General features: G+C 62.5%; 17 protein-coding genes and 1 riboswitch. Of the genes, 10 read left to right on the top strand and 7 right to left on the bottom strand.

Features of this window, described 5'->3' with window-relative positions; translation table 11 throughout:
- Nucleotides 1-138: 138 nt before the first annotated feature.
- Nucleotides 139-257, top strand: a riboswitch (TPP riboswitch).
- A 53-nt stretch (nucleotides 258-310) separates the two neighbouring features.
- Together PXH66_RS00755 and PXH66_RS00750 are read left to right on the top strand one after the other, a co-directional pair.
- Nucleotides 311-2,371: a TonB-dependent receptor gene (locus PXH66_RS00755; protein ID WP_330929324.1), complete on the top strand. Its 2,061-nt coding sequence runs from the start codon at nucleotides 311-313 to the stop codon at nucleotides 2,369-2,371.
- 118 nt (nucleotides 2,372-2,489) lie between these two features.
- Nucleotides 2,490-2,957: a hypothetical protein gene (locus PXH66_RS00750; RefSeq protein ID WP_330929323.1), complete on the top strand. Its 468-nt coding sequence runs from the start codon at nucleotides 2,490-2,492 to the stop codon at nucleotides 2,955-2,957.
- Between the two features lie 42 nt (nucleotides 2,958-2,999).
- On the opposite strand, the gene PXH66_RS00745 is transcribed toward PXH66_RS00750, so the two are convergent.
- A complete protein-coding gene (locus PXH66_RS00745; RefSeq protein WP_330929322.1) occupies nucleotides 3,000-3,815 on the bottom strand; it encodes a hypothetical protein in 816 nt (271 codons plus the stop codon).
- 47 nt (nucleotides 3,816-3,862) lie between these two features.
- The gene (locus PXH66_RS00740; RefSeq protein ID WP_330929321.1) at nucleotides 3,863-5,062 is read right to left on the bottom strand and encodes a hypothetical protein; all 1,200 of its coding nucleotides are present in this window, start codon (nucleotides 5,060-5,062) and stop codon (nucleotides 3,863-3,865) included.
- A 148-nt stretch (nucleotides 5,063-5,210) separates the two neighbouring features.
- Between PXH66_RS00740 and PXH66_RS00735 the strand changes: the two genes are divergently transcribed.
- From PXH66_RS00735 to PXH66_RS00700, 8 genes are all read left to right on the top strand, one after another.
- On the top strand, nucleotides 5,211-7,052 hold the full coding sequence (locus tag PXH66_RS00735) for a M61 family metallopeptidase (RefSeq protein WP_330929320.1): 1,842 nt from the start codon (nucleotides 5,211-5,213) through the stop codon (nucleotides 7,050-7,052).
- A 68-nt stretch (nucleotides 7,053-7,120) separates the two neighbouring features.
- Nucleotides 7,121-8,053: a helix-turn-helix transcriptional regulator gene (locus tag PXH66_RS00730; protein ID WP_330929319.1), complete on the top strand. Its 933-nt coding sequence runs from the start codon at nucleotides 7,121-7,123 to the stop codon at nucleotides 8,051-8,053.
- A gap of 88 nt (nucleotides 8,054-8,141) precedes the next feature.
- Entirely contained in the window at nucleotides 8,142-8,567 is a 426-nt protein-coding gene (locus PXH66_RS00725; RefSeq protein ID WP_330929318.1) for a hypothetical protein, read from the top strand.
- Between the two features lie 76 nt (nucleotides 8,568-8,643).
- Complete coding sequence (locus tag PXH66_RS00720) at nucleotides 8,644-9,447, top strand: GNAT family N-acetyltransferase (RefSeq protein ID WP_330929317.1); 804 nt, start codon at nucleotides 8,644-8,646, stop codon at nucleotides 9,445-9,447.
- 1,067 nt (nucleotides 9,448-10,514) lie between these two features.
- Complete coding sequence (mgtE, locus tag PXH66_RS00715; RefSeq protein ID WP_330929316.1) at nucleotides 10,515-11,873, top strand: magnesium transporter; 1,359 nt, start codon at nucleotides 10,515-10,517, stop codon at nucleotides 11,871-11,873.
- Nucleotides 11,874-12,165: 292 nt separating this feature from the next.
- Entirely contained in the window at nucleotides 12,166-14,199 is a 2,034-nt protein-coding gene (locus PXH66_RS00710) for a heparinase II/III domain-containing protein (RefSeq protein ID WP_330929315.1), read from the top strand.
- Nucleotides 14,196-16,277 carry a heparinase II/III domain-containing protein gene (locus tag PXH66_RS00705; protein WP_330929314.1) on the top strand — a complete coding sequence of 694 codons (2,082 nt, stop codon included), beginning with the start codon at nucleotides 14,196-14,198 and terminating at the stop codon, nucleotides 16,275-16,277. Before PXH66_RS00710 ends, PXH66_RS00705 begins: the two co-directional genes overlap by 4 nt.
- A 104-nt stretch (nucleotides 16,278-16,381) precedes the next feature.
- Complete coding sequence (locus PXH66_RS00700; RefSeq protein WP_330929313.1) at nucleotides 16,382-17,122, top strand: tetratricopeptide repeat protein; 741 nt, start codon at nucleotides 16,382-16,384, stop codon at nucleotides 17,120-17,122.
- A gap of 179 nt (nucleotides 17,123-17,301) precedes the next feature.
- Here the strand turns inward: PXH66_RS00700 and PXH66_RS00695 are convergent, their stop codons facing one another.
- From PXH66_RS00695 to PXH66_RS00675, 5 genes are read right to left on the bottom strand one after another with little or no spacing between them, the layout of a single operon-like run.
- On the bottom strand, nucleotides 17,302-19,326 hold the full coding sequence (locus tag PXH66_RS00695) for an NHL repeat-containing protein (protein WP_330929312.1): 2,025 nt from the start codon (nucleotides 19,324-19,326) through the stop codon (nucleotides 17,302-17,304).
- 8 nt (nucleotides 19,327-19,334) lie between these two features.
- Nucleotides 19,335-20,156, bottom strand: a complete 822-nt coding sequence (locus tag PXH66_RS00690; RefSeq protein ID WP_330929311.1) for a phytanoyl-CoA dioxygenase family protein — start codon at nucleotides 20,154-20,156, stop codon at nucleotides 19,335-19,337.
- Nucleotides 20,157-20,191: 35 nt separating this feature from the next.
- On the bottom strand, nucleotides 20,192-20,947 hold the full coding sequence (locus tag PXH66_RS00685) for an SDR family NAD(P)-dependent oxidoreductase (RefSeq protein WP_330929310.1): 756 nt from the start codon (nucleotides 20,945-20,947) through the stop codon (nucleotides 20,192-20,194).
- A 17-nt stretch (nucleotides 20,948-20,964) separates the two neighbouring features.
- Nucleotides 20,965-21,804 carry an SDR family NAD(P)-dependent oxidoreductase gene (locus PXH66_RS00680; RefSeq protein WP_330929309.1) on the bottom strand — a complete coding sequence of 280 codons (840 nt, stop codon included), beginning with the start codon at nucleotides 21,802-21,804 and terminating at the stop codon, nucleotides 20,965-20,967.
- Nucleotides 21,805-21,808: 4 nt separating this feature from the next.
- Nucleotides 21,809-22,456, bottom strand: a complete 648-nt coding sequence (locus PXH66_RS00675) for a cyclase family protein (RefSeq protein WP_330929308.1) — start codon at nucleotides 22,454-22,456, stop codon at nucleotides 21,809-21,811.
- Between the last annotated feature and the right edge of the window lie 638 nt (nucleotides 22,457-23,094).

Below are 23,094 nucleotides of genomic sequence, written 5' to 3'. Positions count from 1 at the left end.
AACGACCCATGCATGACCTCACCCACGTCGAAACGCCATGCGGTGGCGATGAATCCCCGCGTTCCTGCGACCGACCGACCGGTATTTGCGTTTTCAGAATCTCGCGTTGACAAGCGGCGCAATCACTCGGACATCTCTCCGCGTCCTTAGGGGTGACCCGGCTTGGGTCTGAGATGTCCACAGTGCTTCGGCAGCGTGGCGATCCCTTTGAACCTGATCCGGTTAATACCGGCGTAGGAAAAGGAACATATCACACGTCCGTTTCGCGCCCAAAGGCCGGATCTCAAATCCACCAAACTTGAGATCCAACATGAAACCCTCCCGCATTGCCGCTCTCGGCAGTCTGCTCTTCGCCGCCGCCTTCCCGGCCTCGGCTCAAACCGTCCCGTCAAGCGACGTCCAGGAACTGGATACGCTCGTCGTCACCGCCGACCTCTGGTCGTCCGAACTGGCTCGCACCAGCGCCTCGGCCACCGTGTTCGCCGCCGAACAACTGGCCGCCAACGGCAACCAGAGCTTCGGCGATCTCGTCAACGCCACGCCCAATCTCACTTGGGCGGCCGGCACGTCCCGCGCCCGTTATTTTCAAATCCGCGGCATCGGCGAAAACTCCCAATTCGAAGGCGAATCGCCCGACTCCTCGGTGCGTTTTCTCATCGACGATCTCGATTTCACCGGCATCGGTGGCGCCGCCACGCTCTTTGACACCCAGCAGGTCGAAGTGCTGCGCGGTCCGCAGGCCGGTGCCTTCGGCGCCAACGCCGCCGCCGGTGTGATCAAGCTCGTGTCCGCCGATCCCACGCCTTTCTGGACCGGCTACACCGAGGCCACCGTGGCCAACGACGATCACCTCTCCGGTGGTTTCGCCGTGGGTGGACCGTTGTCCGACAAAGTCATGTTTCGCGTCGCCGCCCAACGCACCACCGCCAACGGCTGGCGCGACAACGCCTTCCTCAATCGCGACGACACCGACGGCATCGACGAAACCGCCCTGCGCCTGAAACTGCGCGTGTTGCCCAGCGACGCCTGGCAATGGGACGCCACGCTCTTCTACGCCGATCAAGACAACGGCTACGACGAATTCTCCCTCGATAACACCGGCTTCACGACCTACTCCGACATCCCGGGTCACGACATCCAGGAAGCCACCGCGGGCAGTCTGCGCGGCGTCTACACCGGCAACGCCCTGGTGTTCACCACCAAGACGAGTTTCACCACCGCCGACTCCCTTTACAGCTACGACTCCGACTGGACCTACGCCGCCGATCCGCGCGGCTACGATCTGTTCCTCGAACTCTCCCGCGAGCGCGAAACCTTCAATCAGGAATTCCGCGTCGACCGCGAGGTCGGCGAAACCGGCCGCTGGACGCTCGGAGCCTACTACGAATCGCTCGTCGAGGACACGTTTCTCACCGAAGGCTTCGGCGACGCCGCCACCCGCTACGATGCCACCACCATGGCTGTATTCGGACAATGGGGACAAGAGCTCACGCCCGGCACCCGTCTCGTGGCAGGCCTGCGCGTCGAGGACTACGATCTGGCGACCGACATCGAGTTCCGCTCCCCCCTCGACTTCTCCGACACGCTCGTCGGCGGCAAGCTCACGCTCGAACAAGACCTCGGCGAACGCACCCTCGGTTTCGCGTCACTCACCCGCGGTTACAAGGCCGGCGGTGCCAACATCTACAACTACCTCGTCGTGCCCGACGAAGGTCCGGCCGGCTACGACACCGAGATCATGTGGAACTACGAAATCGGTCTGCGCACGCGCAGTGCGGACGGTCGGCTCTCCGGTGAAATCATCGCGTTCCACCTCGATCGCGACACCCCCCAGGTCCGCGACTCCGCGGGCTACGGTGGCAGCTTCACCTACTTCGTCGACAACGGCAAAAGCGCCTCGATCACGGGAGCCGAAGCGAGTTTTCGCGCGCAGCTCGCCGAAGGCTTTTCGGCCTATGGCAGTCTCGGCCTCATGAATTCCGACCTCGACGCGTTCACGCTGCACAACACCGCGCAAACCCCCGCAGGCGGGCGGGAGTTGGCCAACGTTCCCGCCTACACCTACTCACTGGGCGGTCGCTACGACGCCGGCAACGGATTCTGGGCCAGCGCCGAGCTCAATGGCCGCGACGACTACTTCGAGTCCAACACCCACGACCAAACGCGCAGTGCGTTCAACGTCGTCAACGCCAGCGTAGGCTATCGCCATGAGCAATGGAGCGTCACGCTGTGGGCCCGCAACCTCCTCGATGAACGCTATGAAAAGCGGATCTTCTACTTCGCCAACGCCGGTCCCAATTGGGAAACCACCCGCTACGAGTCCCCCGCCGATCCCCGCCAAGTCGGCCTGACCGTGCGGTATTCGTTCTAGGCCGGTTTGGTCCACCCATCTGTCGAAGGCGCGAACCCTCCGGGGTTCGCGCCTTCATGCTTGGCGGACCAGTGAACAAGCTCGCTTGCGGCGGCGACCGTAGGCATTTTGCGGTGCTATGCCGCGCTTTTCCACGTTCGTTGTTCTCTTGTCGTTGTTGGTTTTGGCCGGTTGCAATCGGGTCGAACCCCAAGCCAAACCCACGCTTTCCGCCACCTTCACCACCGGTTGGCTCGATCTGGAAAAGGACGGCACCAGCGAATGGCGCTGGAGTGAGCCGACCGCTTCCATTGCACTCACCAACGACGCCGCGCAGGCCGAAACCGTTGTCGTCGAGTTCGACGTCCTGTCGATCTCCGCCCGTTCCCTGCAGATGACCCTCGGCAACAAGTCCCTGCCGACCCTCGCGCTCCCCTTAAACGAATGGGTGCACCAAAAAATCTCGGTTGAATTGTCGGCCGGCATCTCTCCCCTGACTTTCACGACGACGGAAGCGGGTGCCACGGTGGCTGGCGATACGCGGTCACTTTATTTTTGCGTGCGTAATTTCGCCGTCGCTCCGCCCGAGCCCGCCGTTGCCCCGTAAGCGGGAAAGCTTCGGCGGCGAACGCGCCGCGAATACCACCGATCACTTGCGCTTGAAACGCTCGCCACCGAGCGCGAGCGCCACGACGGGGTCCATGTCAATCGGTGCCGGACGATGTGCCGGGTCATCAAAGCCAAACGCCATACTTGTCGCTTCTCGCTCGCCCTTCGCCTTCACGATATGCGGCGCATCGTTGTCCCGTCCGAAATAAGGCTCGACCGCATCGATTATCCGGTGAAACGCCTGCTCCGCCGTCACCCGGGGCGACGCCACCAACGCTCGGACTTGCCACAGCGGAATCTCCTGCCCCTTGAAGGCATTGCGCCAGTCACAAGCCGTGAGAGAGAAAATGTAAGGATCCTGATAACTGAGACGTAAAATACGGCTCACGTCGTCACCGCGAATCTCACTCCACGTGCGACGTAAATCAGTGTTCTTATGGCCCGACTCCGATGGCAACGGCTCCCATTTGATACCGGCAGGCGATGTATTGAGATATTCGATCGCATGCTTCCATTCGCCAATCGCACTCCCCCACATCACCGTGATGGCGACGCGGGGTGGATGCTCCGCATCGGCTGGCAAGTAACCTTTCGGTCGCAGCACGGCGGCAATGTGTTGGAGCAAAGCGTCTTCTTCCGGCTCCACATCGCCCGGTAGCGCACGACCGAACAAGACGTAACCTCGCGTGATGAACTGGTAGTAAACCGGATTCAGATCCAAGTCAGCCGGAGCCTGCTGTTCACCGAGGAAGGTGAGCTCATTGATGACAGCGACATCGAGTTTATCGGCGGCGGAAGAGATGCCAGCGATGCTCAACCACAACGCCACCAACCGGGGCAAGGAACGAAAATTCATGGGGTCCTCCGTGGGACCCTCGCGGTGCTGGAGGGTTCCCGTTGAACCTACGGCTTCGTATTGAAATGCAGCTTCGGACCGGAGCCGCTGGCGTTCTCCGAGGCATAGATCGACGCAGCAATCGCGCCGAGCGGTCGAATCAACACCCCCTTCGTCGTGCCATCGAGCAGACGCTGCATCACCGGACGCGGGAAGGTAAAATAGGCTTTTCCACCGGGCTTCTCCGCCACTTCCAGATCGATGATCATCTGGGTGTTGAAAACATCCTCGTAGGATTTGCCCGCGAGCAGGCTGTCATAACTCACGGTTTCCTGATCCCACGCGGCGTCACCGCCCATGATCTCAATGACGTGAACCTTGCCGAACTCCTCACCCAGCTCATTCCCCATGGCGGCACGGTATTTTCCGCCCAGCGCGAGGGATTGCGTGGTCAGTTCCAGAATGCCTGCACCGTCAGCTTTGCGATTCTTGAATTTGCTCAGATCCCACCGCAGCACCGCCCATTGACCGGCGGAAATGGTGAGCACCCGGGTCGGACCACTTTTCTCCATCACGTGCCAGTCGTTGAAGTTCACGGACGGAAATTCCGTGTTAATCACGCTGTCTCCGCTCACGCCGAGATGGTGTTTGAAGGTGTTCATCGGCGGCACCGTCGGATGGTAGTGCAACGGTTCGCCCAGGTCCGGTTTGGCCTCGTCGCGCCGCACCACGTCGGCCCGGTAGTAATCCACATCCACGTCGTATTGATTCGGCCCAAAATCCGTCGCGCAGAATTGCACAAAAACCTCATCGCCAGGTTTCGCATCGAAGTCCGTCGTGGTGAAACTGATCACATGCCAGTCCGTCGTGTCGTTGATGTAGAATTCACGCAGGTGCTCATGGTAATCGGTGGTGCGTGACGTATTGAGCATGAAATTCACCCGACGCGGCGCATGGCTGCTGCGCACGCGCGCTTCCACGCGAAGCTCGTAGGCGGGATCCGCCAATTTTTTCAGGTCCAATTCGGCGCTGATGTCGCGCTTGATGAAGCTCCACCACACGCCGTATTCATCGGGCGTCGCGTCGACATGCAACCGCACGAACCCGTCATTCGGCTGCATTTCCAACGTCGCCGTGCCATCGCCCGCCACCGGGAACCAGCCCTCGATTTCAGAACCGTCAAAGTCATCCCGGAACTGGGCGTGACTGATTGAAGACAGGGACGTCGCGACGACCGCGAGCAGAAGTGTTTTGGGCAAAGAAAACATGGCGATACGTCCAACGTCGGCGCGCGCTCCCCGAATGCAAGTCAGCCCATGGGAACGAACGCGGCACCGTTAAGCAAAACCGACGCGGAGAAACTTTCAGCAATGTTCATTTTGCCCCCGCCATCGAAAGCCTTGAGCCTCTGAACCCATGTTGACCCGCTGTTCGTTGCTTCTGCTTTGCCTCGCCGCGTGGCCCCTCCGGGCCGCGACGCGTGCTCCGATTGCCTACACCCTCAGTTTCCCCGATGCCGCGGCGCACTACGTGGATGTAACTGCGGCGATTCCAGCCGCCGGAGCGGACTCCCTCACGGTCTTCATGCCCGTGTGGACTCCCGGCTCCTACTTGGTGCGGGAATACGCCGGTCACATCGTCGAGCTGTCCGCGACCGGCGACGACGGCTCCCCATTGGCCGCGGAAAAAACCATCAAAAATCGCTGGCGTATCGATACCGCGGGGACAGCAAACGTGACCGTGCACTATCGCCTCTACGGCCGCACCATCAACGTGCGGGGCAATTGGGTGGAAGCCGACTTTGCCGTGATTAACGGCGCGCCGACCTTCATCACCGTGGTCGACGATTTTCAGCGCCCCTACACTGTGACCGTGCACCGGCCGGAGGGTTGGCAATCCGTGCAAACGTCGCTCCTCCCGGACCAGGGCCGGGCCGACACGTTCACGTCCCCCGATTTTGACACCCTCGTCGACAGTCCGATCGTCGCCGGTTCGCCCCAGGTCGACAGCTTCGAAGTCGACGGCATTCGCCACACCTTGGTCACGGTCAGCGGTGGCGGAGTTTGGGATAACCCTCGCGTCGCCCGCAACCTGCACCGCGTGGTCGAGGCCCAACGCGATTTCTGGGGCGAACTGCCCTACGACCAGCCCTACTATTTCTTCAACCTCTTGACCGGCAATCGCGGTGGCTTGGAGCACCGTCAGTCGCTTTCCCTCTCCGCCGACCGCTGGTTGTCCCGCACGCACGGCGGCATCACGTCGTGGCTTTCGCTCGCCAGTCACGAGTTCTTCCACGCCTGGAATGGCAAACGCCTGCGCCCGGTCGAGCTGGGACCGTTCGACTACGAACACGAAAACTATTCGCCCTCCCTGTGGGTGGTGGAGGGACTCACGAGCTACTATCAACACGTGCTGCTCACCCGCGCCGGTTTCTACACGCCCGACCGCTATCTCGGCGCGGTCAGTGGTTCACTCAAAGGCGTGCAAAATACCCCCGGTCGCCACGTGCAGGCGCTCAGCGAATCGTCCTTCGACGCCTGGATCAAAGCCTACCGCACCGATGAGAATTCGACCAACGCCTTGTTCAGCTACTACGGCGGCGGCGCGGTCGCGGGTTTCCTCATCGACGCCGAAATTCAACGCGTCAGTGACGGCGCCCACTCGCTCGACGACGTCATGCGGGCCGCCTTCGAGCGCTACAGCGCGGAACGCGGCTACACCCAGGACGAGTTCATCGCGCTCGCCAGCGAGATTGCCGGCCACGACCTCACGGCTTGGTTTCACGCTCTCGTGCAAACCCCCGGAGAGTGGGATTACCAACCCGCTCTCGATTGGTGGGGATTGGAATTCGAAACGCCGAAACCACCCGCCCCGCCCGAACCCGGCACCCCCGCCGCCGCTGACGACACCGACTTGGCCAAGGGTTGGCTCGGCATCGACATCGCCAATCAAGACGGTCGCATCGTGCTCACCAAGGTGCGCCGCGACACGCCCGCCGCCGCCGCCGGTCTGAGCGTCGACGACGAGATCATCGCCGTCGACGGCCACCGCATGAGCGCCGGCGATGTGATCCGCCGCCTCGAACTGCTCGGGGCCGGCACCACGGTCGAGCTGCTCGTGAGCCGCCGCGACCAAATCATCTCCGTCCCTGCCACGCTTGCGCTCAAACCCGAGGAAACGTGGCGGCTGAATTTCCGCGCCGACGCCACGGCTGAACAAAAAGCCCGCGTCGAAGCCTGGCTGGGCCAAGCCCCGTAAATCCCCGGCCATGGCGAATGGTCTGGGATCGACCGCCATCGATTCCGGCGTCTTGGTGGTGAACCGACATGAACCGGATCGACCGCCTCTTTGCCATCGCCCTGCTGCTGCAATCCAAGCGGGTCATCACCGGGGCGGAAATTGCCCGCCACTTCGAAATCAGCCTGCGCACCGTGTATCGCGATTTGGGCGCATTGTCCGAAGCCGGCATCCCGGTGGCCGCCGAGGCCGGCGTCGGTTACTCGCTGGCCAAAGGATATTTTCTGCCACCGGTGGCGTTTACCGAAACCGAGGCTCAGGCGCTGTCGATCGGCGCGATGATGGTCGCCAAATTCGGCGGCGCCGACACGGGCGGCTCGGCCGCAGCGGCGTTGCTCAAAATCCAAAGTATCATGCCGGCGGAGGCGCGCGAACGTCTGATTCGCCTCGGTCGACAGGTCACCGTCTTTGGCACGCATGCCGTGCCGGGCACCGAACATCTGGTCGTGTGCGCGCAGACCGTCGCCGATCAACGCGCGTTGCGATTGCACTATCGTAAACCCGATGGCGTGCGTTCCCAGCGCGTGGTCGAGCCGCTCGGGGTCGTGCTCTACCAAAACTACTGGTATCTCGTCGCGTGGTGTCGTCTTCGTCGTGATCCGCGCAGTTTTCGGTTGGATCGCGTGGAGGAAATGGCGCCGCTCACGGAACACGTGCCACCGCGCCAGAACTTCCGTATCGAAACGTATCTGTGCACGGCGTTTTCCGAAACCGACACCGAAGTCGTGCGGTTGTGGTTTTCCTCCCCGGTAGTGGAACGGGCCTTGCGCGAGCTCGGCCCCTGCTTGCGATCCCGCGACCAAGGGGACGACGGGTGGATCCTCGAAACCATTGTCTGGGGACACGCTTGGATCGCGCGCTGGATATTGTCGTTCGGATCCGAGGCACGGGTGCTCGACCCGCCATCGTTGCGCGCCGCCGTGCGGGACGAAATAGCGGCTCTGGCCGCACACTACACCTGAAGTCAGGGACGGGCTTTGAAAAAAATCCGGCGTCCGTTCGACCTGCTGACATAGGGCTGTCACTGCGGGCTGTTAAGGTGATCGCCGTATGAAAAACGTCACCGAAATAGCCTTCCTATCCCAACCAAAATCCGTGGTCTTCGACTTTCTCGCCAACGTCGAAAACCTGCCCAAATGGGCCACCGAATACTGCGAAAGCGGTCGCTGGGATGGCGACACATTCAAAGTCATGACCAGCCAAGGGGAGATGATCACTCGCTTTGAAACCGACGCCCGCACCGGCGTGATCGACATGTGGGCGCGCTCGCCCGGGGAAGCGGAATCGGGTGTGTTTCCCCTGCGGGTGCTCGAACTCGCCCCCGAGCAGACCGCCGTGATCTTCACGTTCTTCCAACCTCAGGGAATGCCCGATCAGCTTTTCGCCCGGCAACACGCTTCCCTGCGCATCGAAATGGACGAACTGCCTGCGATCATGAGGGGCCATTTGGAGGATTCGCTGGCCACCGCATCGTAGATCCGGACCGGACGGGACTCGGGCACCGCGACTCGGACTTGAGTGCGAGCAAGCCCGGGTCCTTGCTCAGTCCCGCATGCCTTCCCGGATCGCAAACCTCGGCTACCACACCGACTGTATCTTTCACCAACAAGATGGCATGGTGGAAGAGCGGGAGGACCATTGGGTCATACGCACGCCGACCAACCCGACCTTCTGGTTCGGCAACCTCGTTTTGTTCAAAACCGCCCCCCTCCCCGGCGACTTCGAGCGCTGGCATCAGATTCACGCCGCCGCGTTCGGTCAGACGCTCAACCACATCACGCTCGGCTGGGACGAAGATGCACCGGGTGAGACCGACCCTTTCACGGCGGCGGGATTCGAGTTCAACCGCGACATCGTGCTGGCGATGTCCGCCTACGCGGGCGGAGTGCGCATCCACCCGCAGCTGACCATTCGCCCCATTCTCAACGATGCCGATTGGTTGGCCGTCACCGCGCTGCAGGTTGAAGTGGATCGCGACGATTTCAGCTACAGGGCCGACAACGGCGAGTTTCGCACCAATCAAGCCGCCTCCTACCGCAAACTTACCGCGCGCGGCCGCGGCCATTATTGGGGAGCCTTCGACGGTGACACGCTGGTGGGCAGTATGGGCCTCTACTTTGATGCCGCCGGATCGGTCGGCCGATTTCAATATGTCACGACCCGCGCCAGTCACCGCCGTCAACGCGTCTGCACCACCCTCCTAGATCACGTGATCCGCCACGCCTTCGCCACCGTGAAACCCGACCTGCTCGTGATCAACACCGGCGCCGAAGACACCAACCCCGCGAAGACCGTCTACCAAAGCATCGGTTTCCAAGTCGCCATGCACAGCTACGCCGTCACGCGGTTGCTCTGACGGGCGCGTTTATCGGAAAGGTTACGCAAAGGTCCGCAGAACCAGTTCCACCGACCTGGTCAAATCAGCGCCTCTCCGTCCGGTTTCGTTTCCCCTCGGTAGGAGACGCGCTTGCGCGCGATCGCACCTGCCCCCGCCGCCAGCTTATCGCGTTCATCGCGAGCAAGCTCGCTCCTACGGCCGAGCCGCAACAGCCAGCGCCAACCTCGCGGGATCAAACCCATCGCGCGTAAAAAAGTCCCAGTCGCCATGCCCAGCGATACCGTCACGCAGTTGCTCTGACGGGCGCGTTTATCGGAAAGGTTACGTAAAGGTCCGCAGAACCAGTTCCACCGACCTGGTCAAACCAGCGCCTCTCCGTCCGGTTTCGTTTCCTCTCGGTAGGAGCCGCGCTCGCGCGCGATCGCACCTGCCCCCGCCGCCAGCTTATCGCGTTCGTCGCGAGCAAGCTCGCTCCTACGGCCGAGCCGCAACAGCCAGCGCCAACCTCGCGGGGTCAAACCCATTGCGCGTAAGAAAAGTCAGTCGCCATGCCCAGCGATACCGTCACGCAGTTGCTCTGACGGGCGCGTTTATCGGAAAGGTTACGCAAAGGTCCGCAGAACCAGTTCCACCGACTTGGTCAAATCAGAGCCTCTCTGTCCGGTTTCGTTTCCTCTCGGTAGGAGCGCGCTTGCGCGCGATCGCACCTGCCCCGCCGCCAACTTTTCGCGAGAACGGACCGTCGCGTCAGGGCCAAGAGTCGAACCAGTCTGAATCGGTTTCAGGTCGGTAAAATGGGAAAAACAACTGCCCGGCATCCCGTTGGCGGATCTCCTGCAAATGCGATAGCCGTCGTTCCTCACGTGCTTGAAAATAGTCTGAAATCTCGTCGTCCATGGGCATGGGTTTCTAATCCTGTGAGCTGAGCGCACCGCGGCGTGCGGTTGGTCGCTCAGTAAGCCCAAATTGACGGGGCGTTTCCCGGCGGCGTGGCGCGGCTGGTCAGGTTGGCGCAAAAATGTCTGGAATCTCATTAAGGATGTTCCACCGCCCTCCGCTTGTCCTAACATGCCCTCCACCACCGTATGACTGAACCCGACGAAATGATCGACCGCTTGGAGGAACTCATCGACGCCCGCGATGCGTCGGGTGCGAGCGCCCTGCTGGAGGCTTTGCCGGCCGTCGAACAGTCGCGGTTCATCGACCGACTCGACGACGACACGCAGGAAGACCTCATGATGCTCGTGACGCCTGAACAGGCGGCGTCCCTGCTCGAAAAGATGCCCGAAGCACAGGCCGAGGACATCCTCGATGGCCTCGCCCCCGAACGCGCCGCCGACATCATGGAGGAGTTGGACAGCGATGCGGTGGCCGATTTGCTTGGCACGCTCGAGGACGACGAAGCCGAGGCCATTCTCCATGAGATGGAACCCGAGGAGGCGGCCGATGCCCGCGAACTCCTCGCCTACGACGAAGACACCGCCGGTGGTCTCATGCGATCGGAGTTCCTCGCCTACCCGCTCGACGCGACGGTCGGCAGTGTCACGGAGGACATGCGGTCCAATGCCGAGACTTACACCGACTACGACGTGCAATACGCTTACATCGTCGATGCGGACGAACGCCCGGTCGGGGTGTTGCGTCTGCGCGATTTGTTGCTTTCCACCCCCGCCACCCCGGTAACGAAAATCATGCTGCCGCGGCCGTTGGTCGTGCATCACGCCATGGAGCTCGATGAGCTCGCCCAACTTTTCGACGACAAGGGTTTCGTGGGTCTGCCCGTGGTCGACGATGAGAAAAAACTCGTCGGCGTCGTCATGCGCAAATCGGTCCGCGAAGCCGCCGCCGACGATGTCGCGGAAGACTTCCTCAAAGTCAGCGGTCTCGGCGGTCGCGAGGAACTGCGTTCCATGCCGCTCGTCGTGCGCTCCCGCCGCCGCCTGTCGTGGCTCAGCATCAACATCCTGCTCAACGTCCTCGCGGCGAGTGTCATCGCCGCCTACCAGGACACCCTCGCGCAGGTCATCGCACTGGCCGTCTTCCTGCCCATCATTTCCGACATGAGCGGCTGCAGCGGCAGCCAAGCCGTTGCCGTGAGTATTCGCGAACTCGCGCTCGGCCTGGTGCGACCTGTCGAAATGATGCGCGTGCTCGGCAAGGAAATGGCTCTCGGTTGCATCAACGGGCTCGCGCTCGGCGCCCTGCTGGCCGTCGTCGCCTTGCTCTGGAAAGGCAACCCGTGGCTCGGCGCTGTCGTCGGCGGTGCCCTCATGGTCAATACCATCGTCGCGGTGAGCCTCGGCGGTTTGATTCCGCTGGCCCTGAAACGTTTCGACTTCGATCCCGCCCTCGCGTCGGGTCCGATTCTCACGACCGTGACCGACATGTGCGGCTTCTTCTTCGTGCTGAGTCTCGCGACCATGTTGCTGCCACACCTGGTGTGAAATCGCCTCGGCGGTCGGATTGCCCCCCCGGACACATGCCCGCAACTCCACCGTAGGCCGCCCGCTCGCGGGCGCTTGTGCACCGCAGCCAGCAGGCGGAAGCGCGAGCAAGCTCGCAGCCTACGCGCCGGAGGAAAAATATGCGCGCGAATCGGCCCACGTGGAGGGTTCGGTGCTTTGAAATTTCATGCCATTTTTGCGCCATGCCGACGGGTTTATCGCTTGGGTTCGGCAGGGCGGAGTCGTTCATTGAGGGACGTTCTTTGCGCGTTCCACGCCTCCCCTGCCCCCCATGATATTTCACCCCTTCAGCCGCCGTCTTCGCTCCTCCAAAATTGCCCGGCACGTCGCTCTCGCCAGCGGCTTCGTCGTCAGTTCGTTCACCATGTCGGCCGTCGAGCTGACACCCCGCAACCTGCTCGCGGGCGCGCCAGAGTTGCATGAACTCGGACGCGACATTCCCGCCGTGCAAGCCGCGCTGTTGCCTCCGGGGGAATGGCACCCCTTTCCCCGCGCCTCGGAACGCGAAGCATGGCGGGCACTCGACGCCACCGTGCGCGCTGACATCACGGCCGCAGGCGAGGCCGCCGTGACGGGCGAATGGTCCGTCCTTCGCGCCACCGATATTCTGAACTACGTGCGGGTGGGTGATCGCAGCGCCAACGCCGTCCCGCGGCTCGAACGGCGCCGCCGCCTCATGCGTCTCGTTCTCGCCGAATGCGTCGAGGGCGAGGGGCGTTTTCTCGATGCCATCACCGACGGCGTGTGGGCCGTCTGCGAGGAAAGTTACTGGGGCATGGAGGCGCACGTTTTCATGCAACGCGCCGGAGCCGGTCTGCCGGACGTGGCGGAACCCACCGTCGATCTCGGAGTGAGCGAAACCGGCGCGATGATGGCCTGGATCAGCTACTTGCTCGGTCCGCAACTCGACACGGTGTCGCCGTTGGTCGACCGGCGCATTCGCCACGAAGTGGAGCGACGCCTCCTTCAACCCTGCTTCGACCGCGCCGACTTTTGGTGGATGGGCTGGGACACCCAGGGACACCCGATCAACAACTGGAATCCGTGGATCGCTTCCAACTGGCTGGCGGCCGCCCTGCTCCTCGAAGAAAATCCGGAACGCCGCGCGCGCCATGTCGAAAAAGCTCAGCGCGTGCTCGATATCTTTATCAACAGCTATCCGGCCGACGGTGGCTGCGACGAAGGGCCGTCCTACTGGGCCCGCGCCGGCGCGAGTCTGTTCGAGGCGCTCCACTGGATGGACAGCGCCAGCGAGGGTCGCATTTCCATCTTCGATCAACCGCTCATTGGAGCGATGGGGCGCTACATCATGACCGCCCACATCGGCGGCGATTGGTATTCAAACTTTGCGGACGCCCGGGCCAGAATCGTGGCCGACGGCACGCTCGTTTACCGCTACGGTCGCGCCGTGCAAGACCCGGAATTGGCGGCCTTTGGCGCGTGGTTGTGGCAACGCAATCCGGCGTTTGTGCCCGGTGAAGAGCGCTCCCTCGGGCGCACGCTGCCCGCGTTGTTTCTGCGCCGAGAAATCGCCGCCCAAAATTCCGCCGCACCACTGGTCCGCGACGCCTGGCTGCCCGATCTGCAATTCATGACCGCCCGCGACGCCGGCGGCACAACCGACGGCATCTATCTCGCCGCCAAGGGCGGCCACAATGACGAGAGTCACAACCACAACGACGTGGGGTCGTTCATCGCGTATCTCGATGGCTGGCCGCTGTTCATCGACGCCGGCCCCGAGGCCTACACGCGCAAAACCTTCAGTCCGCAACGCTACGAGATTTGGACCATGCGTTCGGCTTGGCACAACGTGCCGATGATCAACGGCCACGAACAAGCGCCTGGCCGAGCGTTCACCGCTCGCAACGTGCGCCACGCGTCCACCGACACCACCGCCACGTTGACGCTCGATCTCGCGACCGCCTATCCCACCGACGCCGGCGTGAACTCCTGGCAACGGACCTTCGAACTCGAACGCGGCCATGCCCTGCGCCTTACCGACGCCTACGAGCTCACCGCCGCACAAACTCCGAGCGCGTTGCATTTTCTCACCGCCCGTCCGGTCGACCTGTCCACCGCCGGAGTCGTCCGCCTCGGACGCTTTCCCGGGGCCGACACCGGCCGGGATGCCACGCTCACTTATGACGCGTCCCTCCTCACTCCCAGCGTCGAGCACAAGACGATCACCGACCCGCGATTGCGCGCCGTCTGGGGCCCGGAGGTGCATCTCATCAAACTCATCGAACGCCGGGCCGCTACCCGCAGCCAGTTGCAGGTCTCCATTCAACCGGTCTCCACCCCATGAGTGAACTGCCGCCGCTGGCGCGTCGTCGTTTTCTCCAACAAGCCTCCACCGCCACGGCGGCTTGGTGGATCTCTCCCCGGTTGTTCGGCAGCGAAACGCCGACCACGCACGTTCATCCCCGTATTTACCTCTCCGCCTCCGGCCATGCCGGGTTACGCACGCCGGCCGATCTTCGCGCCGCCATCGCATCGGACGCATGGAGTCGCGCCACGTGGGACCGCATCGTTCAACTCGCGCAAACCGAAGCCACACAGCCACCGCTCCTGCCTCACTCCCCCGTGCCGCGCCGCGCGGCAGCTTCAATTCGCGACCGCAATCTCGACTACCACCTGTGCGAGGCGACCGGCACCCGACTCGTTCGATTCGCTCTCGTTCACCTCATCACCGGCGACGCAGCCTGCCGCGCCGCCGCTCTCGCCCAAATCGAAGCGCTCTACGATCCGGAACGCTGGCCCGATTGGATCGACCAGTCACACGTGCGCTTCGGTCACCCCGCCGACCTGCGCACCGGCATGCTCGCCCAGGATGTTGCCATCGCCTACGACTGGCTCGCCCCGTCGCTTGATGCCACCGAGCGTGCGTTCATCATCGAGGGACTGAATCGGCGCGGTATCCAACCTTTCCTGACATCGGTTACCCAGGACGCCTGGTGGACGCATGACCTGAACAATTGGCTCACCGTCATCTACGGCGGCTTGGGCATCACCGGCATGGTGCTCGCGGGCGAACACCCCGACGCCGACCGACTTGTCTCCCTCGCGCTGGATGCCTTCGAGCGCTACCTCTCGATTTACGGCGAACGCGGCGAGTTTAACGAATCCGTCGCCTACGCCAACGCCAACCGCATGCCGGTCGCGCTCTTTCTCGCCCAACACTACGCCACCGCCGGCGGCGACAACCGCCTCGCTCGGCCCCCCTTTCCTGAATTGTGCCGTTGGGTCATGCACGGCACCTTGACGAACCGCCGTCTCGTGCCCTTCGGCGACTGCCATCCCGAAGCTCCCGTGATGGCGGGTTACATCAGCGCCGTCGCAGCCGCGGCTCAAGATGGGGTGTTGCAGCATTACTACCTCACGCAGCAGGCTGAGACCACCAACCCGCTCGAACTGGTGTGGTATGATCCCCGCGTGCGTCCCGACTCACCCGCCGGGCGTGAACCGCTCGCCACCGCGTTTACCGCCCACGGCGGCATGATTGTCAGCCGCACATCCTGGGACCCCGATCGCGCCGCCTGCATTGTCTTCGCCAAATCCGGTCGCGAGGAAAACCACGAACACAACGACGTCGGCCAACTCGGTTTCGACGCCCTCGGCGAACGCCTCATCATCGACATCGGTTCGCCGTCATCCTACCCGGCAGACTTTTTCGAGCCCCACTCCCGTTGGCAGTATTACAACGCGTCCATCCGCAGTCACAACGTGCTCATGTTCGGCGGACGCGAACAACGCTACCCCGTGCGCGAGCGCGGTGAGTCCATCGATGTCAGTGACCTCGCGGGCAAGGTCACCGCCTGGTCACACGAACCCGGCCACGGCACGGCCTGGCGCATCGATCTTACTCCGGCTTACACCGGTGCGATCCAAGTCACCCGCACGGTGCTCCACCTCTGGCCCGGCTACGTGCTCGTGTTCGACGAAGCGGAACTCGATGCGGCCGAAGAGATCTCGCTGCGCTGGCACACCATCGACCAAGCCGAACCAACCGCCGCTGGCGCATTTGTGGTGCACGGAAACCACGCCGCCTGCGTCGGCCACATCGCCGCCCTTGATGACACCGATCTGACGTTCCGACGCCGCGAACACGCCTACGCCCCGCCCTATCATTTGGAGCGCAGCGGCGATCCACTCGAACAGCGTCACGAGAGCTACATCGAAGCGACCGCCACCGGCTCGCGCTGCCGCTGGCTCACCCTCTTCGCGAGTGGAACCGTCACAGACTTCGGCGCGAATCAGCACTGGCAACGCACCTCCAACGGTTGGACGTTCAGCGGACCCGAGGGACTGATCGAAGCGAAAATCACGACCACCGAAATCAGTCTCCGCGCGCGGGAAGCCCACCGCTCCATTTCTCTGGCGTAGCAGCGTGCCCTCGCGCGCGCTGAACGCTGTCGCACGGGCCCCACATCCATCCTCGCCTCCATCGGGCTCCGGTGTTTCAAAGGAAACCACCCCGTTTCGATCCGATGCAGATTTCGTTTATCCCATATATCCGAACGCTCGGCATGGTCGCGTGCCTCGCCACGTTGGCCCATGCCAACGACCACGCTGAAACGCTCCGCCATCTCGGTCGAGCCGCGGCCAAGGAACAGTTTGCGGGAGTTCTGGAACGGCGGAAAGGTGGGGAGGTTTGGCACGGCGTCACCGGCAACGAACGCTTCAAAAAGGCCGCCGACATCTATCGTGCCACCCTCGCGTATATCGCGAAACACGAAGTCGACAAAGCACCCGACCGCGAAACCGCCGCGGCTTTGAGCGCGATTTACACCCGGATGTTGTGGTTCGCTTACCAGACCAGCATGGACACCTACATCAAGGTCGACCGAAACACGCTGATGGAAGAGGCCGTTCGCCTCAATCCCCACGACCCGCTCACGCTGTTTGTCTCGGTGAGTATGAAAACATTCCGCGATCAGCCCAACGCCGACCAGATTGCCCGGGACCGGATCGACCGCGCGCTGGAGCTGCGACCCGAATTCCCCGAAGCATTGATGTTGCAGGCATTGTATTATCGACGAATGGGGGACGACAAAATTGCTGAGAGAAACCTCTCCAAGTTCCTCGCCTGCCTCGATAAATTCTCCCCCGAACTCGTCTTCTACGACACGATTTATCCAGCGCCCAATCATCACATTGCGATCGGCGAAGATGAAATTTTGGAAAGCCGCGACTACCCCCTTGGCGACGAACGATTCGAAATGCGCTAACGTATCGGAAGACGTCGAACCGGCCCCAACACGTCTGAGGTAGGGCGGTTTCGCCGAAACCGCCGCTTCAGTTAGCCTGAACTCCATCGACGCCCACCGGTGTCGGCGCACTCGGCGAGCACGCCCTACCTCGATCAGCTATGACGTGATGGGAGGCAGAGCGGACGATGTGGAAACGCTCACTCCGGCAGCGTGATGGCGCGCAACTTCCAGCCCGTCGCGAAGAACAACTCGTTGCCGATGATCGGACCGACGATGTCGATGGCGTTCGGGGTGAGCGACGTCAGCCACACGCCTTCGCGCAGCACCGGATCATCCAACTGCCAGACGCGTTCGACGTCGACTGTGCCAGGAGCGATGCGATACACGCAATTGGCCGTCACTCCGTAAATATTACCCCGCTCACTGATGCGCAACGCGTCCGCGCCGTGCCACGCGAGCGGTCCAAAATCTTTCGGCAACCAGGTGATGCCGATCAACTTCCGCGCCGCCGGATCAATCAACGCCAGACGCACTCCGATCGGTTCTCCGCCGGCCGTCAGGATGTGGTCTCCTCGTCCGATCAACGCATACACAAGTCCATTACCCGCCGGTGCCAGCGACACGACATCGGCCATGTCCTCGATGCCAAAATCGTCCGCCCACACCAGTTCGTCTTTCTCCGGATCCCACAGCGCCCATGTCGCATCCGTGCGCACCACATCGGCCCCCGTCCCAACCTCTACGCTCATGCCGACCAGCAGTCGCTCCGTCCCCGGCAACCATAACAACGACGCCGGCGAGAGCCCTTCCACGATACTACGGTGTGATTCCGATGCTCCGGTCCCCGGCTCATACCACGCCAACGTCCCGCCCACCAATCCGTAGGCCGGCCCCGACGCCATCCACAGCTTCCCGCGCGGCGTGGCGATCATGGCGTTGGGCCGATAGCCGATGTGATCCAAACGGCCCAGATCGCGCGGATTGTCGGACGGCTCCGTGCCAAACCGCAGCGGACGATTCGGGTCGTAAACCGACAGTCGACTCCCCGGGTAAGAAGCGAGGTAGACCTTTCCATCAAACGTCGCCGCGGAATAAGCCTGACCACCCGCCAGACTGTGCGCTCCCAGATCTTCGACCACCGTCCCGTCCGTCGCCGCCCGGTAAAGCCGGTTGGGCAGATAACTGGAGCCGTAGAGCATACCGTCCGGTCCTTCCTCGATAACGTGCACGTTGGAGCCGTTGCCCTTCCAATCCAACTGCAACCGCCGACTGGCGACCGTCGGGTCGACATTGGTGAGCAACAGGTCCCGCGGCGCCCCAAACTTCTCATCAACAAAATGCGCCTGCCACCCGCCCGGCATCGTAACCGGTGCCTGATAGCGGTGCTCGCCCGCCGCATGAATCCCCGCCAACGGTGCTGGCAGAACCGGCGCCGGCTCCAGCATCATGCCATTGACCCGAAAATCCCCGCCATGCGTCGACAGATACAACCGCCGGTCCACGCCGGTGAAAAACTTAATGAATTGGCTCTCGTCCGTCGTGTCGGTGATCGCCGGTCCGACTTCGCGATGCTCGCCCGTGATCGGGTCCACCACCACGATGTGGGGTCGGATCACCCGCACCAGCGCCGCCACCGATCCGTCGTCTCCGGCCAATGGATACAAATAATTCTCGTCCTCATGCATGGGCCCGAACTGCGTGAACTCACCGGTATCCGGTTGATAACGGATCAACCGCGCCTCGGGATACGTGCCGATCCACAGCGAGCCATCGGGACTTTCCGTGATGCCCGTGGGAAAGGTCGCCGCGTCGTCGATCTTACCGAGGTCTTCAATCCCGCGCTCCGGGTGCGCCGGATCAAAGCGGTGCAGATGTGCATCCCACGCCGAGCCGATGTAGAGGATACCCGTGCGCAGGCTGCGAAACGATGCTGTGGAGAAGGTCGAGTTTTTGCGATCAACCGGGGAAAACTGACGGCAATGCCCGGTCACCGGATCGACCTCGGCCACGAAAAACCCGCCGTTGTTTTGGCTCATCGTGAGCAGGATCGACGGCTCACCGTCGGCAGTCGCGCCCGCATGAACCCGTGTCCAACTCACGCCTTTAACCGGGACGCCCAGTTCTCGCGGGGCCGACGATGCGGCATGAAGGACCGGTCCCGTCAGGAGCAGGCCCAGTCCGAGCAGTTTTCCGAGGCGACGTATTGAGACAATTGATATCATAAAATTGATCAGGTTTGCGCCGCCGTCGCGCGCGCCGCCCGCTGGCGCTCTTGCCAGGGGAATCGCCGCGGTTCCTCCCGCGGACGCTCATAGGCCGAGCCCATGGCAATGTAGGCGCGGCGAAAATCGTCCGAATTGTTCGGCGCGGTGTAATGCAGCGTGCGGCCGTCGTGGAAGGTCGCGCCGCCCGCCGGGAGTTCGCATGCGACCGCAGCGCTGAAGTCGTAGGTTCCCGGCACCACTTCAAGTCCGGGCGTCAGCGGGTTGTCGCCGATCGGTCGATGCGGAATGACCTCCAGGCGGTGCGACCCCGGCACAAAATTCATGCAACCGTTCACCAGTGTCGCCGGTTGCAATGCGACCCACGCACTGAGGCTGCGATACTCCCGCGCCGGATTCCAATATGCTTCATCCTGATGCCACGGCGTGGCGGCCTGATTATGCGGCGGTTTGTTGATCGCATGATCCCCGACCATGACGGTGGTTTCACCCTGCAACTGCTTCATCATCGCCTTCAGGTTGGCGACGAGTTGCGTCCGCAACAGCGCAGGCGCGAATTTTGAAGGCTGCAAAATTTGGGGCAGCGCAGCCTTCTCGCCGACGCGCTGAGTTCCGCCCAGATCCTGTTGCCGCCCCGTGTCGTCGACGAACAAGTGGTCGTAGATTTCTCGGACGATTTCGATTTCGTCGGTTGGCATCACGGCATCAACGGACGCGTAACCGTGTTCGTGAAAGAACGTAACTTGTTCGGCGGTCAGCAGGTGGGTCGGCGGCAGCGATGATGTCGCCGCATAGTCGGGCACGGGAAATTCGGAAGATGAGTCGGTCATGGCAAACGCACGGAAATCGAGTTGTCGCTAAATTATCAATACACGGCGCGACCGCCGCTGAAGTCCCAGGTGAAGCCGGTCGTGAAACTCGACGCCGGCGAAACGATGAACCCCATGAGCGCGGCGATTTCATCGAGTTCGCCACAGCGCGCCATCGGGATCTTGTCGGTCATGTATTTGACCTGTTCCGGCGGCATGGCGGCGACCATCTGCGTGCGCACCACCGCCGGCGCGAGGGCGTTGATCGTCACCCCGGTGCCGGCGTATTCCTTGCCCTGCACCTTGGCCATGCCGATCACCGCAGCTTTCGAGGCGGAGTAAGCAAGCATGCCGGCGTTGCCATCTTTGCCCGCGATCGAGGCCACGTGCAGAATCCGCCCGTAGCCACGTGCGAGCATGCCGGGCAACACGGCCCGCGCCGTGTGAAAACTGCCGAGCGTATTGATCCGCCAGACGCGCTCGAAATCAGCCGGTTCGACTTCGTGGCTCTTTATGCCGGTGCGGCCGGTGATGCCGGCGCAGTTGATAAGAATATCCACGCCCCGGGAGCGCGCGGTGATCGTTGCGACGGCCGCTTCCACGCTGGCCAGATCCGTGACATCGGCCGGGACCGCAAACGCATGCTCACCCAGCGCGGCGGCGGCACGTTCCGCGGCGTCCGCTTGCACGTCGACGACGGCTACGGTGACACCGAGGGTTGTAAGGTGTTGCGCCGCGGCGAAGCCGATTCCGTTGGCCCCGCCGGTGATGAAGGCAGTTTGATCGGCAAGTTCAGGAACAGAGGCGGTCATGCGTAGTTAAAAAATAATTACTCTGATCCGGCGATTACCGTGGTCTTGCCGAGGCCCTCCGGTCCCATGCTTTGGTAGCCGCCGTCGACCGGCAGATCGGTGCCGGTGATGAAGCTGGCGTCGGCGCTGAGCAGGAACAGCACGGGACGCGCGATCTCGATCGGGTGGCCGCACCGCCCCAGCATGTGATACTCGCCCCAGATGGTGTCCCATTTGGCTGGACCACCGCCGTCGAGAGCTGCCGCGTTGAGCACCTCGCGCGTCCAGATCCAGCCCGGGCTCACACTGTTCACACGAATGCCGTCAGGCGCGTAGTCGAGTGCCATGCACTTGGTCAATGTGTTCACGGCCCCCTTGGCTGCATTGTAGGTCCAGCGCCGCGGCTGCGCGACGAATGCCGAGATACTGGAAACATTCACCACCGCGCCCCCACCACTGGATTTCATGTGCGGCACAGCGGCGGCCGTGAGCCGGCCATAAGCCACCGGGCCGACAAAGAACGAGCGCTCCCAATCCTCGGTCGTCGCATCACCGGCCTTGGCCGTGAAAGAGAACGCGTTGTTCACCAAACCGTCGAGGCGACCAAAGTGAGCGGCGGCCTCGGTCACGAAGGATTGGACAAAGGATTCATCAGCCAGATTCCCCACCCACGCCCGCACGCGATGACCGGCTTCGCGCAGCTCATTGGCTACGTTTTCGGCCGCCGGATCGATGTCGGCGAATCCCACCGTCGCACCTTCGCGGCAGAGTTCATCGACGATGGCGCGGCCGATGCCGTTGGCCCCGCCAGTGACCAGAATGACTTTGCCGTCAAAACGGTGGAGGTTGGCAAAAGTGGGGGCAGATGGCGGTTTCATACGACTATTCTGCAACGCCAGCAACCGCCCGAATGGGCGCGCCGTCACGACCTTTGAGATTGAGGGGAAAGCCCATGAACGTGAACGAATCGGGCAGTTTTTCGAGCCGGGTGAGTCCCTCCACGATCACGAGTTCGACGCCCGGCGCCAGCAGGATGAGGTGGCACTCCTTCCAGTCGGTGCTGGGGGTCGGTGTATCCATTCCGATGAGACCGATCTCCTTCGCCGCGATCCAGCGGGCGGCCTCGAGGGTCAAGGTGGGGAAGTCGGAAAAGTATGCCGGAGTGCCGAACTGACGATCCCACCCCGTGCGATAAATGATCTTGGCGCCGGGCGTGAATTTGGCCGCGTGGGGTTCAAACATTTCGACGGTCAGCGGCGTGCCGGGGGCGAGGGCCTCGCCGGGTGCGAGATCGACGAGGTGCGCCTCGCCGTAGAACTGATCGAGCCGCATCTGATCGATCGTCTTACCATCGTCGTAGAAGTGAAACGGCGCGTCGAGGTGCGTGCCCTGATGGCTGGCCAAACTGACCTGCGACATGTTGTAGCCGATCGACGACACGGTGTTGTGCACCAACACGCTGATCTTCGGATCGTAAGGGAAATTGAGCTGACCGTGCTCAAGAGGATGGGACAAATCGATGAGCTTCATGGGGCGGAAAAGCAGGGTCACAACGGGAGAAATTTAAACGTCGCGCCGGGGTTCACCCACCCTCCCGCCCCTCATCCGTCGGCGCAAAATGAATGTTTCTGAAAATTAGCCCGCCGCACGCCCGAAGGTCGGGTGGTTTCGCCGACCTCGTGCTTCATCGAAGAACGGAGATGGCGAAGCAAACCGCCGTTTCAGCCAATCTGGATTCGAGACGCGTTCCCTCACCGGAGGCGCGCTCGGCGAGCACGCCCTACCTCTCCAACTGGATCGCCAGGTCGGTGAGGCAATGCTACCAAGGTAGGGCGGTTTCGCCGACGGCGTGCTTCATCGAAGAACGGAGATGGCGAAGCAAACCGCCGTTTCAGCTAATCTGGATTCGAGACGCGTTCCCTCAACCGAGGCGCGCTCGGCGAGCACGCCCTACCTCTCCATCAGCACCGCCGGTCGATGAGGCAATGCTACCAAGGTAGGGCGGTTTCGCCGAAACCGCCGTTTCAGCTAACCTGGATTCGAGACGCGTTCCCTCACCGGAGGCGCGCTCGGCGTTTAGCACAGGGCCCGTCTCGCATCATCCAGATGTGATCGGGCGTAAAGCCCGACTCACGCGGGACGCGGATCGGCTTCCGAATGTGGGTTGG

This window comes from Synoicihabitans lomoniglobus (genome assembly GCF_029023725.1).
GTDB classification, from domain to species: domain Bacteria; phylum Verrucomicrobiota; class Verrucomicrobiia; order Opitutales; family Opitutaceae; genus Actomonas; species Actomonas lomonigloba.
Note: the sequence above shows the minus strand (reverse complement) of the source record. Positions and strands in the feature narration are given on the sequence as shown.

Excerpts from the sequence above, each read along its gene's own strand:
- PXH66_RS00685 (WP_330929310.1), bottom strand. The coding sequence starts at position 20,947 with ATGACCGCCTCTGTTCCTGAACTTGCCGATCAAACTGCCTTCATCACC.
- PXH66_RS00735 (WP_330929320.1), top strand. The coding sequence starts at position 5,211 with ATGTTGACCCGCTGTTCGTTGCTTCTGCTTTGCCTCGCCGCGTGGCCC.
- PXH66_RS00750 (WP_330929323.1), top strand. The coding sequence starts at position 2,490 with ATGCCGCGCTTTTCCACGTTCGTTGTTCTCTTGTCGTTGTTGGTTTTG.
- PXH66_RS00680 (WP_330929309.1), bottom strand. The coding sequence starts at position 21,804 with ATGAAACCGCCATCTGCCCCCACTTTTGCCAACCTCCACCGTTTTGAC.
- PXH66_RS00710 (WP_330929315.1), top strand. The coding sequence starts at position 12,166 with ATGATATTTCACCCCTTCAGCCGCCGTCTTCGCTCCTCCAAAATTGCC.
- PXH66_RS00755 (WP_330929324.1), top strand. The coding sequence starts at position 311 with ATGAAACCCTCCCGCATTGCCGCTCTCGGCAGTCTGCTCTTCGCCGCC.
- PXH66_RS00745 (WP_330929322.1), bottom strand. The coding sequence starts at position 3,815 with ATGAATTTTCGTTCCTTGCCCCGGTTGGTGGCGTTGTGGTTGAGCATC.
- PXH66_RS00700 (WP_330929313.1), top strand. The coding sequence starts at position 16,382 with ATGCAGATTTCGTTTATCCCATATATCCGAACGCTCGGCATGGTCGCG.
- PXH66_RS00730 (WP_330929319.1), top strand. The coding sequence starts at position 7,121 with ATGAACCGGATCGACCGCCTCTTTGCCATCGCCCTGCTGCTGCAATCC.
- PXH66_RS00740 (WP_330929321.1), bottom strand. The coding sequence starts at position 5,062 with ATGTTTTCTTTGCCCAAAACACTTCTGCTCGCGGTCGTCGCGACGTCC.
- mgtE (WP_330929316.1), top strand. The coding sequence starts at position 10,515 with ATGACTGAACCCGACGAAATGATCGACCGCTTGGAGGAACTCATCGAC.
- PXH66_RS00695 (WP_330929312.1), bottom strand. The coding sequence starts at position 19,326 with ATGATATCAATTGTCTCAATACGTCGCCTCGGAAAACTGCTCGGACTG.
- PXH66_RS00675 (WP_330929308.1), bottom strand. The coding sequence starts at position 22,456 with ATGAAGCTCATCGATTTGTCCCATCCTCTTGAGCACGGTCAGCTCAAT.
- PXH66_RS00725 (WP_330929318.1), top strand. The coding sequence starts at position 8,142 with ATGAAAAACGTCACCGAAATAGCCTTCCTATCCCAACCAAAATCCGTG.
- PXH66_RS00705 (WP_330929314.1), top strand. The coding sequence starts at position 14,196 with ATGAGTGAACTGCCGCCGCTGGCGCGTCGTCGTTTTCTCCAACAAGCC.
- PXH66_RS00720 (WP_330929317.1), top strand. The coding sequence starts at position 8,644 with ATGCCTTCCCGGATCGCAAACCTCGGCTACCACACCGACTGTATCTTT.
- PXH66_RS00690 (WP_330929311.1), bottom strand. The coding sequence starts at position 20,156 with ATGACCGACTCATCTTCCGAATTTCCCGTGCCCGACTATGCGGCGACA.